Raw genomic sequence first — 14,685 nt, 5'->3', positions numbered from 1 at the left:
ATCCCGCATAAAATCAAGGTATATTAGAATGTAGAATTTACTTTTTCATTCAAGCAAAAACTGTTATGTCAGTTCATCTGTTCATCTGACACAACAGTTCTCTTGTATAAATTCTTGTATAAATAATATGATGTTAGGTTAAAATCAACAGATATATTGCCCAAACAATTTATCAGGCAATTACTACTGTTCTTACATAAACTGCGCAAACACAGACGCACCTACAACAGTCAGAAGACCGGCAACTGCGATTGCAAGACTGCTCATGGCACCTTCTATTTCACCCAGCTCCATTGCCTTTGCAGTACCGATGGCATGGGCAGAGGTTCCAAGCGCCAGCCCCTTAGCGATGGGTTCTTCAATGCGCGCAAGTTTGATCACAGTCTCTGCGATCATGTTTCCCAGAACGCCGGTAATGATAATAACCGCAACCGTAATCGTTACTATACCACCCAGTTCCTCGGAAACCCCCATTCCGATAGCAGTGGTAATGGACTTCGGAAGAAGTGTTACATACTGCTCATGGCTCAGGCTGAACAGCTTTGCAAGAATCAGCACACTGACCAGACTGGCAAGTACACCGGAAATAATTCCAATAACTACTGCTTTCAGATTCTTTTTCAGAAGTTCCATCTGCTGATACAGCGGAACTGCCAGGCAGACCGTTGCAGGTGTGAGCAGGTAGCTGATATACTGACCGCTCTGATTATAGGTGTCATAATCAATATGCAGTAAACAAAGCACCGCTATTACTGCAATAATCGCGATCAGAAGGGGATTAAAAATTGCCATCTTAAATTTTCTTTTCAAAAGAAGTCCTGCCTCATATGCGATCAGGCTGATCGCTGCGCCAAAAAACAGGGAATTACTCATAAATTGTGTCATTATCTTTTCTGTCCTTTCTTTCTGTCCATACGAATAACTGCCTGTGTGACACGCCCCGTCACAACCATTACCACAACTGTGGTGATCACTGTAATCAGAATAATCGGCACACATACCGGTTTCAGTATGCCCCAGGCTGTCAGTAATCCGACACCTGCCGGGATAAACATAACCGGCATAATCTCTATGAGAAATTCCGCTGCATCTTTGACCTGTTCCAGTTTGATAATGTGTGTTCCCAGTGCGATCAGCATAATCACAAGTCCGTACACACTTGCAGGTACAGGAAGCGGGATCAGAACATGTAATGCCTCTCCCATTGCAGATATCAGTAAAATAATCCAGAATTGTCTTACGTATTTCATTTTCAGTCTCCTCTAATCCTTACTGAACGGCTACAGGCTTCATCATTCCATTTACCAGATCTTCATACTCCTGAGTTTCCTCAAGAGATGCACGACCGGTTCTCTGAATCTTTGTCACGCCCGGATACTGTCCCGGGAAAGATTCCAACATGATCCCATCGCCGTATATCTTTACTTTATCCCCATTTTCCAATACATCATCGGAAATTAATTTTCCTTTTTTATTGTAAATGCCCTCTGCCGGTATGTCTGCGCTGAAAATAGTTCCATTGTTCAGATCCACAAAAACTCCGGTCTTCAAAAATTCTCCTGTTTCGATATAGATTGCAGAAATAGCATTTGCTTCCTCTTTCTGCTCTTCTTCTCTGACCATCTGTGCCTGCTTTCCTACCATATTCCAGAAAGCACCTCCCATTACAGCAAAAATGGCAAGCAGAACAATCATACCGATAATAAACTTCCAGTCTCGTTCTTTTTTACTTTTCAAATATTCAACTCCTTCATATTGGTCTAACCAATTTAGGTTCGTTACGTTTTTTTATTATAACGTATTCATCACAAATTGCAAGGCTGTTTCTGCGGAAATCCTGTTGTTTTCCTTCATATATTTATATGTTTTTCAAAAAATACAAAATAATCCGGTCTGCATCACCGGTCTGATAAGCAAAAAAAGAAAAAGTTTTTACAGGCTTCACAGGCTTTCTGTAAAAACTTTTTCTTTAATAATTTTTTTAAGAAGTACGCTTATTTATACAGTGGTAAGCAGTGCCTCCATATCACCTTCCAGCTCATACTCGCCGGAACCGGCTGTGATAAAGATACTGTCACCCTTCTTCACTTCCATAGTCTGTCCGCTTGCAGTGATCTTACCTGCACCACTCATAACCAGTACACTTACGAAAGAAGTGCCGTCAGCTTCTCCTGTCAGTTTCTTTCTTCTCAGTCCGTCCAGGATCACTTTGTCTACTGTGAAATATTCGCAGGATGCAACGTGTGGTCCGAAATCCCTGTCAGTAGCTGCAGGCTCACGTTTTGTCACCTGGAGAGCCTTGTCTACATGAAGTTCTCGCTCTTTTCCGTCCGGTCCTTTGCGTCCATAGTCGTAAACACGGTATGTAACATTGGAATTCTGCTGAATTTCAGCGATCAGGCTTCCTGCTCCAATGGCATGGATAGTGCCCGGATCAATAAAAAGTACGTCACCTTTATGGATCATTACTTTATTCAGAACATCTGTGAGAGTATGATTGCGGATACGTTCCTCAAATTCTTCTTCAGAAACTTCTTTTGCAAATCCGTAGAAAAGGCTTGCCCCTTCTGCCGCATCCATCACATACCACATCTCGGTCTTTCCGTACTGTCCTTCGTTTTTCAGTGCGTAAGCATTGTCCGGATGTACCTGGATGGAAAGGTCTTTTTTTGCATCAATAAATTTGATCAGAACCGGGAACTGCTCGAAGGACTGGCAGTCAGTTCCCAGAATCTCTTTCCCGTTTTCATCAATATACTGCTGCAAAGTTTTCCCTGCATATTCTCCGTTTACAATATAACTTGGTCCGTCCGGATGACAGGAAAGCTCCCAGGACTCTGCCAGAGGATCCCTGTCATATTCAATCCCAAACTCAGTTCTTAATCTTGTACCGCCCCAGAGGTAATCCTTGCAGCTTGGTTTTAATTTAAAAATTGCCATTTGTAAATTTCCTCCATTTACTTCAGGCACGCCTGAGAGATTCTCCTGCGTGCCCCTTTTCTTTACTACCTGTCTACTATTTTACTTAGTCAGACAAGTATTTCAGGCTCTTTGTGTTAAAGTTCCACAACTGCCTTGGATAATGCTTCCAGCTTGTCTGCAGCATCCTGTGCATCTGTACCCTTCACGCCTGCATAGTATTTAATCTTCGGCTCTGTTCCGGATGGTCTTACACAGAACCATGCACCATCCTCCAGCTCAAAGTACAGTACATTGGATTCCGGAAGTGTCAGTGCAGAAGTTTCGCCTGTTGCGATATCTGTGCGTACGCTCTTCTTATAATCCTCAAGCGCAGTTACCTTGAACGGACCAACCTGTTTCGGAGGCTCGTTTCTCAGCGCATCCATCAGACCATCAATTTTTGCTTTTCCTTCTGCTCCAGGGAAGGTCTGGAAGAAAAGGCTTTCTTTATAGAATCCGTATTTCTGATAAAGCTTCTCCATCTGCTCGCAGAGAGTGATTCCTTTTGATTTATAGTAAGCTGCTGCCTCGCAGAGAGCCATAACAGCTACAACTGCATCTTTGTCTCTTGCATGGGTACCTTCCAGACAGCCGTAGCTTTCTTCGTATCCGAAGAGGAATTCATGGTCATGATTCTGCTCAAAGAATTTAATCTGCTCACCAATGTATTTGAATCCTGTCAGTGTCTCGATCAGTGCCACATTGTATTCTTTCGCAATAGCTCTTGCCATTTTTCCGGAAACAATCGTAGTTACAACAGCACCATTCTCAGGAAGCATACCCAGTTCTTTTTTCTGGGAAAGAAGATATTCCAGGATCAGCATTCCGGACATATTTCCTGTGAAACTTTCATACTCGCCGGTTTTCTCATTCTTTGCATAAATTCCAAGTCTGTCTGCATCCGGGTCAGTAGCCAGAACGATATCTGCGTCCACTTCTGCCGCAAGCTTCAGAGCCAGTGTAAATGCATTCTTATCCTCTGGGTTCGGATAGCTTACTGTAGGGAAATCTCCGTCAGGAAGCTCCTGCTCTTTTACTACATAAACATTGTTAAATCCAAGTTCTTTCAGTACACGTCTTACCGGAATATTACCTGTTCCGTGAAGAGGTGTGTAAACGATTTTCAGCTTATCTGCCTGCTCTTTGATAGCTTCCGGACGGAGAACCAGTTTCTTAAGAGCTTCCATGTATCTGTCATCAATTTCTTCACCGATCACTTCGTAAAGGCCGGCTGCCTTTGCATCTTCTTCAGACATTGTCTTCACCTGAGCGAAATCTGTAATCGCCTGAACTTCTGTAATGATCTGTTTATCCTTAGGAGCTGTGATCTGTGCGCCGTCCTCCCAGTAAACTTTGTATCCATTGTACTGTGGCGGATTGTGGCTTGCAGTTACCACCACACCTGCTATGCAGCCTAACTCACGAAGTGCAAAGGAAAGCATTGGTGTAGGACGAAGGGACGGGAAAATATATGCCTTAATTCCGTTTGCAGCCATGCACAGAGCTGTCTCTTTTGCAAATTCCGGTGACATATGTCTGGAGTCAAATGCAATGGCAACACCCTTTGCCTGTGCGTTCTCTTTGATGATAAAGTTTGCAAGTCCCTGAGTTGCTTTTCTTACTGTATAAATGTTCATACGGTTGGTACCAGCACCGAGAATTCCTCTCAGTCCGCCTGTACCGAATTCCAGATCTTTGTAAAATCTCTCTTTGATCTCCTGAGGATCATCTGCGATTGCTTTTAGCTCAGCTCTTGTGTCTGCGTCAAAGTACTCATCCTCGCACCAGCGCTGATAAGTATTGTTCATGATCAGTTCGCAGCGCTGCTTTACGCAGTCCGGAGAACGGTGTGGATCTCTTGGTGTGTTGAACAGATAGTCTTCCAGTTTGTCAATAGTTGTAGTTGCTACGTGCATTCTTGTATCGCAGGATGCATAGTAAATATAAACATCTCCGTTTTCTCTTGCGATGGCACCGTTTGTAAATACTACATTGGAAACATCTCCGACTCTCTCTTTTCCAAGCGGAACAAGGAATACACCTGATGGCTCAGCGATCACTTTAGACGGATCATTTAAATCTGTTCCGAATACATAGAGAACATAACGAAGTCCTGCTGCTGTATTTCTTACACCGTGAGCAATGTTGATCCAGCATTTCTTACCTCTGATCGGCACTGCACCTGCACCGTTCTTGGACTCTGTCAGTGTGTGGTAAATTCTTCTGCTGATGATCTTCTCTTCATCGATCACTGCATGTTCGATATCGTCGCAGAGACCGAATCCGATTCCTCCGCCGCTTCCTGTTTCAATGAAGCCGTCCATCGGACGTGTGTAGAATGCATATTTGCCATCTACAAATTCCGGATGAAGAACTACGTTTCTCTGCTGCGGGGACTGAAGAGTTTTCAGATTGTCCAGACGCTCCCATGTCTTGAGATCTTTTGTTCTTACAATACCGGCTTCTGCAACTGCTGCAGACAGATCCGGATTTGTTGTATCTTTGCTCTCAGAGCAGAATACACCGTAGATCCATCCATCTTCGTGTTTGGTCAGACGCATGTCATATACGTTTGTTTCCTCCGGACAGGTATCCGGAAGCTGTACCGGATAATCCCAGAAATGGAATCCGTCGATTCCTGTATCACTTTCTGCTACTGCAAAGAAAGATTTACGGTCATTTCCCTCTACACGGACAACCAGATAATATTTTCCGTTCAGTTCAATAGCACCGGAATTCATTACTGCGTTGATTCCAAGGCGCTCCTGGAAATTGGGGTTTGTCTTCGGGTTCAGGTCATATCTCCATTCAACCGGTGCGAACTCTCTTGTCAGTACCGGATATTCATAACGGTCATAAATTCCATTGTAAAAATCTGATTTCTGATTCTTTCTTGCGATCAGTTTTTCTACTTTCGCTTTTTCAACGTAATACTGTTTATTCAGCATCTTTCATCCTCCTTATAACTTCCATACACATACGTCCGTTGTGATACGGGCATTTCCACGGTTCTACGATTGGTTCATCTGCAGGTGTGTGGTCTGCGTTTACATACCAGAACCACTCAGAACCCTCTCTCGGGTCCAGCAGATATGCTTTGATATAGCTCCATACATCCTCGGCAGCCTGCAGGTACTCTTTCTTCTCCGGATTTCTCTGGTATCCGTTCAGGAAACCTACCACTGTCTCAGCCTGTACCCACCAGACTCTCTTTGTATCATTCACACCCTTTTCACATTCGTTCATCAGGGAATGATCATTATAGGCCCTCTGATAAATGTTCTCTACAATCTCGGCTGTGATCGGTGCGATCTTCGCTGTGTATTTCTCATCACCCAGCACTTCAAGGCCTCTGTCCATCAGCCAGGAAGTCTCAATATCATGACCGTAAGAATACAGATCGATCAGACTGTTCCATGTCTTATCAAAGAAAACTTCCTGTCTTCCAAGTTCCTTATTATAAACCTTGTCTGCGAAAATATCCATCATAAAACGCAGCCTGTCACCGGTCTTTTCGTCCTTTGTCACACGATAGAATTCGGTGTATGCTTCGAATACATGAAGAAGTGTATTCATGGTCTTCTCTGCAATGACTCCGTTCTCAGAAAGTTTGTCATTTTCTTCCGGTTCAAATTTACGGTTGAATGCTTCCAGATATCCGTACTCATCCGTACATCTCTCCTCGATCACCTTCTGAAGTCCTCTGGCGATCTCCAGGGCTTCCTCATTACCGGTGGCATCATAATAGGAAGAAAGAGCATAGATTGCAAAAGCCTGATTATATGTATGCTTAGTTGTATCTGCCGGTTTTCCGTCATAAGTGACTGACCAGAACATGCCACCATATTCTCTGTCCAGACACTTCTCTTTCAGGAATGCATATGCATGATCTGCATCCTCTTTCAGTTTTTTCTGTCCCAGTGTCATATAGGCATTGGCAAAGAACCACAGGATTCTGCTGTTTAAGATACATCCCTTTTCATAATCCTTCTGTACCTTAAGGTCATAACCCATATAGCCATAATATCCGCCATTCTCTTCATCCCTCAAATTCTCCCAGAAAGGGATTAGCTTCTGCTTTAATTCTTCCTCAATTTCCTTTGCAAATGTACCCATTCTTCTCCTCCTGATACAAACAAGTCCCCACCCACTGCTTATTGCTTTTTTGCAAACTCAGCAGGGGACTTCCCTGATTTGGTTAAATTATTTTTACAGATGCTTTTTATCTTCATCTTATCTCTGTTTGTAAATAAAGTCCAGCAATTTCACTGCATTTTCCATATTCTCAGCTCCCTGCGCTATCGACAGTACAGGCATCTGGATCTTTGTTTTAATATCACTGATCCTGCTTGCGGAAATGTCCACTCCATAAGGAAGTTCCTCACCTTTTGCGGTTGAATGATCCTCAAAAGAATCTGTGTCTTTATCTGTATCTTCATCTTTATATCCGGCTGCTTTCACATACAGATCTGCATATTTTGAAGAAACACCGGGAACAGTACTGATATCCTGAAAAAAACCATAACCTGCCAGTTCTTTGTACACAGCTTCATCCGCTATGACCACATCAATCTGCTTATTATAAAGATACACTTCCAGCTTCTCAAGGCCTCCATCATCCATATAAAAGCTGTCATCGATTATTATTTTCCGATATTTTCCATCTGCCCCCAGATATTCTGTAAGCTCTTCTTTCAGTTTCTCAGTTCCTTCTGTCTGTAAGACTTCATCAACCACAGCCACATAGAGTACTGTGTCTTCTTTTGACTTACTTATAAAATTCCATACAAACAGAACAACTGCCAGGATAATTCCTGTAAAAACCAGCAGCTTCACCAGATAGTAATCCAGAAAATACTGCATTCTCTGATGTCGGTTCATTTCTGACCATTTTTCTTTTTCTGTCTTTTCTTCTCTTTTCTGATAAAGATAAGCATCATCATCAAGTGCTGTTTTCTTCATTGCATTACCTTTCCGCCTGAAAGTCCGGAGATACTGCCGAGCATTTCCGGAAACCATTTACAGATTATTGCCATTCTCCCGGATCACATCTCTGTACCAGTATGCAGAATCCTTCAGAATTCTCTGTTGATTTCTGAAATCTACATACACAAGCCCGAAACGCTGGGCATATCCTTCTGCCCATTCAAAGTTATCCATCAGTGACCACTGGAAATATCCTCTCAGGTCAATCTCCGAAGCAGCTCTCTTCAGCTCATGAAGATAACGTGCCAGAAAATCAATTCTGTTTGGATCGTGGACTTTTCCATCCAGTGAGATCACATCATGACAGGAAATTCCATTCTCAGTAATATAGATTGGTTTCTGATAGCGTTCATATAAGAACTTCGGCCCCCAGTAAAGTACTTCCGGTGTTACCGGCCAGTTGATGGCTGTTTTCGGAAAACCTGCATAGCGTTTCACATCTTCCGGTTTCCCGTCAGCCCCCATGCGGACACATCTTCCATTGTAGATATTCTGTCCGTAAACATCGATGGGCTCAGAAATCAGCTTCATATCTTCTTCTGTAATCTTTGGCAGATATAGTTCATAGCGTTTCAGCCCTTCTTCCGGATAATGACCAAGAAGAACCGGGTCTGACCACCAGGAAACATTCCATGTCCAGTTACTGTTATCCGGCTGCAGAGCGAACATTGCCTGTCTTGCCGCCTCAATATCCTCCGGCTTCTCTGTTTCCGGATAAACCATACCGCAGGTAGGTGCATAGCCAATAACAAGGGGCTGCCTGCCATACTGGCGCAGCATTCGGACTGCCTGTCCATGGGCTTTCATTACATTGTGCGCCATCTCAAAGGTATCACGTAAAGGTGATTTCAGCCCGGGAGCATGCGCCCCTGTCAGGAATCCAAGTCCTACAAAACACTGAGGCTCATTTACTGTAAAATAATGTGTCACCCTGTCGCTGAATCGTTCGGCTACAAGCTTTGCGTATTCGCCAAACCACTCTACAATCTGAGGATTCATCCAACCTCCCTGTTTATAGATTTCATAGGGAAGTTCCCAGTGATACAGAGTAATGTACGGTTCAATCCCATTGTCCAGAAGCTCGTCGATCAGTGCATTATAAAACGCAATCCCCTTCTCATTTACTTTTCCATATCCATCAGGAAGCACTCTTGTCCAGTCAATGGAGAAACGATAAGCCTTCAGTCCCATCTCTTTCATGATCTTTACATCTTCCGGATATCTGTGATAATGATCACAGGCAGTTTCTCCTGTATGGCCTTCAAACACGTGTCCCGGTTCTTTTGTATAAACATCCCAGATATGTTCTCCCTTTCCTTCGCCTTTTACAGCACCTTCTATCTGATAGGAACTGGTTGCAGTTCCCCATGCAAAATCTTCTCTGAATCCCATAATCGGTTCTCCTTGTCTGATATTTCACGCCACGATCAAAGACATCAGGTAAAATGGCGTTGCGTCTTTATTGTTATCCGGCAGGATTTCAATTTCTACCGTATGAGTTTTGTTTTCCCCATGGTGAAGGATTGGTTCCAGATACAGGCAGTCACCCCAGTCTTCATCGAAATTTGCATCAAGAAGTACCTCATTGGCTCTGTCCCCATCCAGCACAAGCTTGGCACGCAGTGCAGGCTTATGAATGGTTTTTCTGTACTGTACCGCAATACAGGAGCCTTCTGTCTCAAAAGTAACCTTATCTCCCGGCTTCTTTCCGATCCATCCGTTTTTGAAGTGATCCAGATGTCCTGTTTTCTCTTCTGTATCTGCCCGGAATCCTGCAAGCTCCGGAGAAATTTCCCGGATTGTCAGTCGTCTGGCATTTTCATATGCGTTCTGGGTCATTGGTTCCGGAATCGTCAGCTCATCTTCCGGCTCTGCCATATGGCTTCGAACCTCTTCCAGAAATGCAATGATCTTCTCTGCCACCAGTTTATGGCCTTTATCATTTGGATGAAGACCGTCCGGTGTCAGTTCTTCTCTTGTATATTTTCCCTGCTTCATTTCCTGATACAGAGTATCTTTCATGCTGACATGAGGAACCTGATACCGGTTACCCACTGCATTGTGAAAATCCTGAGCAGTTTTTCCCGTGTCATAAAATACATTGTTCAGGATTACCACTGCAGGTTCTGATTTCCACCGAAGAAGTTTACGTATGACACCTTCATAGGTTTCCTGGAAAAATTCATCCGGTTCGTCATTCACACTGAAATCCACCATTACGAAATCCGGCTGATACATCAGCACATCCGTAACAGCTCTGGAAACTCCATAATGAGAAGTTGTTCCTCCGATCCCGCCATTTACATAATGAAATTCCCCTTTTGGAAAGGTTTTCTTCCACCAGGTAAACACTCTGTAGGCATATGTATTCTCATGCTCAGTGGCAAGGCTTCCCTGGGTAATGGAACCTCCCAGGAAACCAATGGTCAGTTCTTCACCTCTCTGTGCTCTTGCCATACAGTTTTTCAGTCTTGAAAGATTTATCTTTTCCATCACTTCTCCCATCCCTTCACATTCAGTTTCTCTATATAAGCAGCCAGCTCCTGAGACATTTCCTCTGCCTCCGGGATACGTAGATGTCCGGGAGTACCCTTTCCATTTCGTGTGAAAAGACACTGGGTGATGTCCGGATGATCCAATTCTTTCACAACTTCCCCGATTGATCTGTCCCAGGACTCATCATGGCAGAGCAGGGTTGTACAGCAGACAATTTTTACCTCCGGATACTGTTTCTTCAGCCCTTCTATAAATGCCTTATAATGTTCTCTCCACTGCTTTGATCTCTCACTGTTGTAGTCTTCTTTCATGTAATCGTCCGGATGATTATCATTCTGACCGATTGCCACAATTACCACCTGCGGTGTATATTTGGAGAAATCCCACTCTGTTGCATTCCCAAACAGTGGATTATAATGTATTTTATTCCAGGCTGTCTCCATTCCAATTGCTTCCGGTTCGTAAAACCAGCCAGTATGATCCCTCAGAGCAATTCCACCCTGAGCAATATCATGGATCTGCGCATTCAATCTTCTCGCAGTCATCCATGCATAGGAATACCAGCTGTTGGAATATTCGCCATTATGTTCCGGGTCTTCTTTTCCCGTGTAGTCCACAGCCTCAGATACCTCACCTGCTGATACAGAATCTCCATACACTTCGATTCTTCTTTCCGGCAACGGATCTGAATCCATGATTTCTGCTCCCTGGCCAAGCTCAAATCCCAGGAAAGTAAGTTCATGGCAGGAATCCTGTCTCTTGAAGATCATCACTTCATGTTCCGTTTTCTCGGATTCTTTTACCGGAATATCCAGCAGCGCTTCTCCGTCTTTCGGAAGGAGAACACAACTTTGCTCCCCATCCAGGATCACTCCCAGATAATTGTTCCAATAAGCATTACGGTTCTTCACATGAACTTTCAAAACGTTTCCTGTAAATTTCATTTTTACAAATGTACACGGAAATACAAAAATCGGTTCCAGCGGATTACTCCAGTCAATTCTTCCACTGTAAATCAATTTCTTATGATCTGCTAAAATTGTCATTCTTCCTGCCCTCTGTCTTCTATAATCTCATAATCTCCCATATTACTGATCAGTACAGCGAAAATTAAGTTTCTGCTATATTCACTGTACTAGCCGGTAAGGCAAAACAGGAGCCTCACGCCATCACACATGGCACGACGCCCCTGTCTCATCCTGTTTTATAATTGCAGGTTGATTATCTCTTTCCGATTTCAGTATCTTCTTCTGTCACAACACTGTGTTCTTTAATATAGGAAACAATCTCATCAACTTCTGTAAATGCAAGGCCTACATAAGTATCTGCACATCCGTAATAGATAGCAATCTTTCCGCTTTCTGCATCATGGATTGTTGCGCATGGGAAGGTGACATTCGGAACAAATCCACGTTCTTCATACCATTCTTCCGGTGTGAGAAGGAAGTTCTGGCAGCGGTATTTCACGATAGACGGATTGTCGATATCAAGGATTGCACCACCGATACTGTAAACATATCCGTTACAGGTTCCACTTACTCCATGGTAGAACAGAAGCCATCCTTCTGTTGTCTCAATCGGAGCTGCACCGCCGCCAATCTTCAGAGATTCCCACCATTCACTGCTCTTACCCATTACATGACGGTGTTTTCCCCAGTAAGTCAGGTCAGGGCTCTCAGAAAGGAAGATATCTCCGAATGGTGTATGTCCGCTGTCGCTCGGACGGGAAAGCATTACAAAGTTTCCATTGATTTTTCTCGGGAACAAAACTGCATTTCTGTTAAATGGAAGGAAAGGATTCTCAACTCTTACAAAAGTTTTGAAATCTGTTGTTTTTGCCATACCGATCGCTGCACCGTAGAAATCCTGGCACCAGATGATATAGTAAGTATCTTCTACTTTTACAAGACGAGGATCGTAAGCATATACAGGCATGAATTCTTTCCCGTCTTCATCTACGAACTGAATCTTATTTTCATCAAAGTTCCAGTGAATAGCATCTTTGCTTCTGCCAAGGTAAATATACGGGATTCCGTTTGTCTGCTCACCACGGAACACACCGATGAATTCTCCTTCATAAGGAATTACTGCACTGTTGAAAATTCTTGCAACTTCTTTGACCGGATTTCTTCCGATGATCGGGTTTTCGTTATATCTCCATACCGGAGCTCCCATAAATTCTGCCGGTTTTTCCTGCCACGGTACGTTTGGCACTGCAGGTCCGATAATTTTAACTTCGCTCATTGTCATTCTCCTCTTTCATATAAAGTCAGGCATCAACCCTTAACAGCTCCTGCTGCCATTCCGCCATAAACCTGTTTCTGGAAGATCAGGAAAAGAATCAGGATCGGAATGATTGTGATGATAACACCAGCGCAGATGTAGTTGTACTGGTTACCATAAGGGCCTGTAAATGTATAAAGTGCTGTGGAAATTGTCTTCAGATCCTGGTTCTGCAGATACAGGTTTGACATATAGTACTCGTTGTAAACGCCAACACCTTTCAGAACAACTGAAGTAACAATCGCCGGTTTCAGAAGCGGGAACAGAATCTTGAAGAATACTCCAAAATATGTACATCCATCCATAATCGCTGATTCATCTAAAGATACCGGAAGGTTCTCGAAGAACTGCAGGAAAATGTAAATGGAAATAATATCTGTGCCCATTAATACGATCATATATCCGTAAAGATGATTGATCAGACCTAAGGAATACATGATCTGATAAACAGTAACCTGTGTAGCAATACCAGGAATCAGTGCTGCAAACATAAACAGGTTCTGGATCACTGCGTTTCCTTTGAACTGGAAACGGTTTAAAACGTAAGCAAGCATTGCACCTACAAATACGGAAACAGTCAGTACCACGATCAGTACAAGTGCTGTGTTGATAAATCCGCGAAGCATATTAGCCTGTGTAAATGCAATTTTAAAGTTTTCAAAGTAAGCAAATGTCTTTGGAAGATCCAATACAGAAGATGCATTGTATTCATCTGTTGTCTTAAAAGCAGTAAGGATACACACGCATACCGGAACCAGCGCAATGACTGCTGCCAGGATCAGTACCACATATTTAAAAATATTAAAAATAACTGTAATCGGACTGGTTTTTGTTCTCATTATGCCTGTCCTCCCTTCATTGCCTTTCTTGCTGCTTTTTCTGCTTTCTTTCTCTTTCTTACTGCTGCCTTGGACTCATCGGATGTACCGTCATCAAAAGCATATTTGAAGAAGAGTTTCTGTGCGACTGTGCAGACAACGATAATTGCCAGAAGTACGACTGCCATTGCGCAGGCAAGGCCAACTTTCTGATTTTCATGAGCCAGACGGTTCATGATTACGAAATATGTACCCGTTCCCATAGTACCGTTTGTGATAACATATGGCGGCTCGAATGCACTTAAGGAACCGCTGATGGAAAGGATCAGATTCAGTACTACGATAGATTTGATACTTGGAAGAATAATGTAGCGGAACTGATGCCATTTATTTGCACCGTCCAGAGAAGCTGCCTCATAAAGGTCAGAATCTACAGACATCATTGCACCCAGGAACAGGATCATATTCTGGCCTGTGTATCTCCATACGGAAGTCGCTGCCAGCGAAATGTTGTTAATCTTTTTGTCCTGTAACCAGTAAGGAATATCTTCCAATTTAATTCCCAGTGCCTGGAGGATGGAGTCAAGTACGAATCCTCTTGCATAGAAGAATTTGAAGATGAAACCAACTGCAATACCACAGATCAGATATGGGAAGAACATTGCTCCCTTGAAGAAGGATTCACCTTTTGTCTTAAATACCATTAATGTTGCAAAGAAAAGTGCAAGTGCAAGCTGAATCACTGCCCCGCCCATGTAATAAAGGCTGACATACAAAGATTTGAAGCACTCACTTCTGGAAAATACTTCTTTGTAGTTCTTTAAGCCTACGAAAGTTCTCGGTCCGATATATTTCATCTTATAGAAACTGAACTGTACCATCTTAAAGAACGGAACATATGTAAAAACAGTAAGAAGCAGTAACGGTACGAACATGAATGTGATAATTACGATCCATTTCTGACCTTTTCTGCTCTTAATCCATTCTCCGAACGACTTTTTTGTTTTAGGAGTTGCTGTTGCCGGATTACTCATAATTCCCTCCTTATAAAACTCTCTTCAGTATCCACCGATAGGGATCTTGCTTCAGATTCCCGTTGGTCAATACTGTATGTCTTGTTACTGTCTACTCCGTGTAAAGT

Annotated in this window: 13 protein-coding genes and 1 pseudogene; all 14 read right to left on the bottom strand. The window is 43.1% G+C overall.

Annotated elements, in window-relative coordinates:
- Nucleotides 1-192 precede the first annotated feature (192 nt).
- Nucleotides 193-885 (bottom strand): LrgB family protein, encoded by a 693-nt coding sequence (locus G4417_RS08255; RefSeq protein ID WP_173683272.1) that lies wholly within the window; start codon nucleotides 883-885, stop codon nucleotides 193-195.
- Complete coding sequence (locus tag G4417_RS08250) at nucleotides 885-1,250, bottom strand: CidA/LrgA family protein (RefSeq protein WP_173683271.1); 366 nt, start codon at nucleotides 1,248-1,250, stop codon at nucleotides 885-887. Before G4417_RS08250 ends, G4417_RS08255 begins: the two co-directional genes overlap by 1 nt.
- Nucleotides 1,251-1,269: 19 nt before the next feature.
- On the bottom strand, nucleotides 1,270-1,737 hold the full coding sequence (locus G4417_RS08245; protein ID WP_173683270.1) for a hypothetical protein: 468 nt from the start codon (nucleotides 1,735-1,737) through the stop codon (nucleotides 1,270-1,272).
- Nucleotides 1,738-1,998: 261 nt separating this feature from the next.
- Nucleotides 1,999-2,940, bottom strand: a complete 942-nt coding sequence (locus tag G4417_RS08240; protein ID WP_055150182.1) for a type I phosphomannose isomerase catalytic subunit — start codon at nucleotides 2,938-2,940, stop codon at nucleotides 1,999-2,001.
- Between the two features lie 116 nt (nucleotides 2,941-3,056).
- Nucleotides 3,057-4,769: a phospho-sugar mutase gene (locus tag G4417_RS17505; protein ID WP_055150358.1), complete on the bottom strand. Its 1,713-nt coding sequence runs from the start codon at nucleotides 4,767-4,769 to the stop codon at nucleotides 3,057-3,059.
- Nucleotides 4,761-5,909 (bottom strand): annotated as a pseudogene (locus G4417_RS17500) (glycosidase); the annotation flags it as partial. The pseudogene G4417_RS17500 and the gene G4417_RS17505, both read right to left, overlap by 9 nt.
- Nucleotides 5,899-7,077, bottom strand: a complete 1,179-nt coding sequence (locus G4417_RS08225; RefSeq protein ID WP_055150185.1) for an AGE family epimerase/isomerase — start codon at nucleotides 7,075-7,077, stop codon at nucleotides 5,899-5,901. The pseudogene G4417_RS17500 and the gene G4417_RS08225, both read right to left, overlap by 11 nt.
- Before the next feature lie 117 nt (nucleotides 7,078-7,194).
- Nucleotides 7,195-7,923 (bottom strand): hypothetical protein, encoded by a 729-nt coding sequence (locus G4417_RS08220; protein ID WP_156331184.1) that lies wholly within the window; start codon nucleotides 7,921-7,923, stop codon nucleotides 7,195-7,197.
- 57 nt (nucleotides 7,924-7,980) lie between these two features.
- Complete coding sequence (locus tag G4417_RS08215) at nucleotides 7,981-9,339, bottom strand: GH1 family beta-glucosidase (RefSeq protein WP_173683269.1); 1,359 nt, start codon at nucleotides 9,337-9,339, stop codon at nucleotides 7,981-7,983.
- 24 nt (nucleotides 9,340-9,363) lie between these two features.
- Nucleotides 9,364-10,440, bottom strand: coding sequence for an SGNH/GDSL hydrolase family protein (locus G4417_RS08210; RefSeq protein WP_173683268.1), 1,077 nt, complete (start codon nucleotides 10,438-10,440; stop codon nucleotides 9,364-9,366).
- Entirely contained in the window at nucleotides 10,440-11,489 is a 1,050-nt protein-coding gene (locus G4417_RS08205) for a GDSL-type esterase/lipase family protein (protein ID WP_173683267.1), read from the bottom strand. The genes G4417_RS08210 and G4417_RS08205 overlap by 1 nt, the downstream gene beginning before the upstream one ends.
- A 175-nt stretch (nucleotides 11,490-11,664) precedes the next feature.
- Nucleotides 11,665-12,687 (bottom strand): glycoside hydrolase family 130 protein, encoded by a 1,023-nt coding sequence (locus tag G4417_RS08200; RefSeq protein WP_173683266.1) that lies wholly within the window; start codon nucleotides 12,685-12,687, stop codon nucleotides 11,665-11,667.
- A gap of 32 nt (nucleotides 12,688-12,719) precedes the next feature.
- Entirely contained in the window at nucleotides 12,720-13,565 is an 846-nt protein-coding gene (locus tag G4417_RS08195; protein WP_118247109.1) for a carbohydrate ABC transporter permease, read from the bottom strand.
- Entirely contained in the window at nucleotides 13,565-14,578 is a 1,014-nt protein-coding gene (locus G4417_RS08190; RefSeq protein WP_118247108.1) for a carbohydrate ABC transporter permease, read from the bottom strand. Before G4417_RS08190 ends, G4417_RS08195 begins: the two co-directional genes overlap by 1 nt.
- Between the last annotated feature and the right edge of the window lie 107 nt (nucleotides 14,579-14,685).

This window comes from Blautia wexlerae, from assembly GCF_013300825.1.
GTDB lineage: Bacteria > Bacillota > Clostridia > Lachnospirales > Lachnospiraceae > Blautia_A > Blautia_A wexlerae_B.
This window is presented reverse-complemented; position numbering and strand designations above follow the sequence as displayed.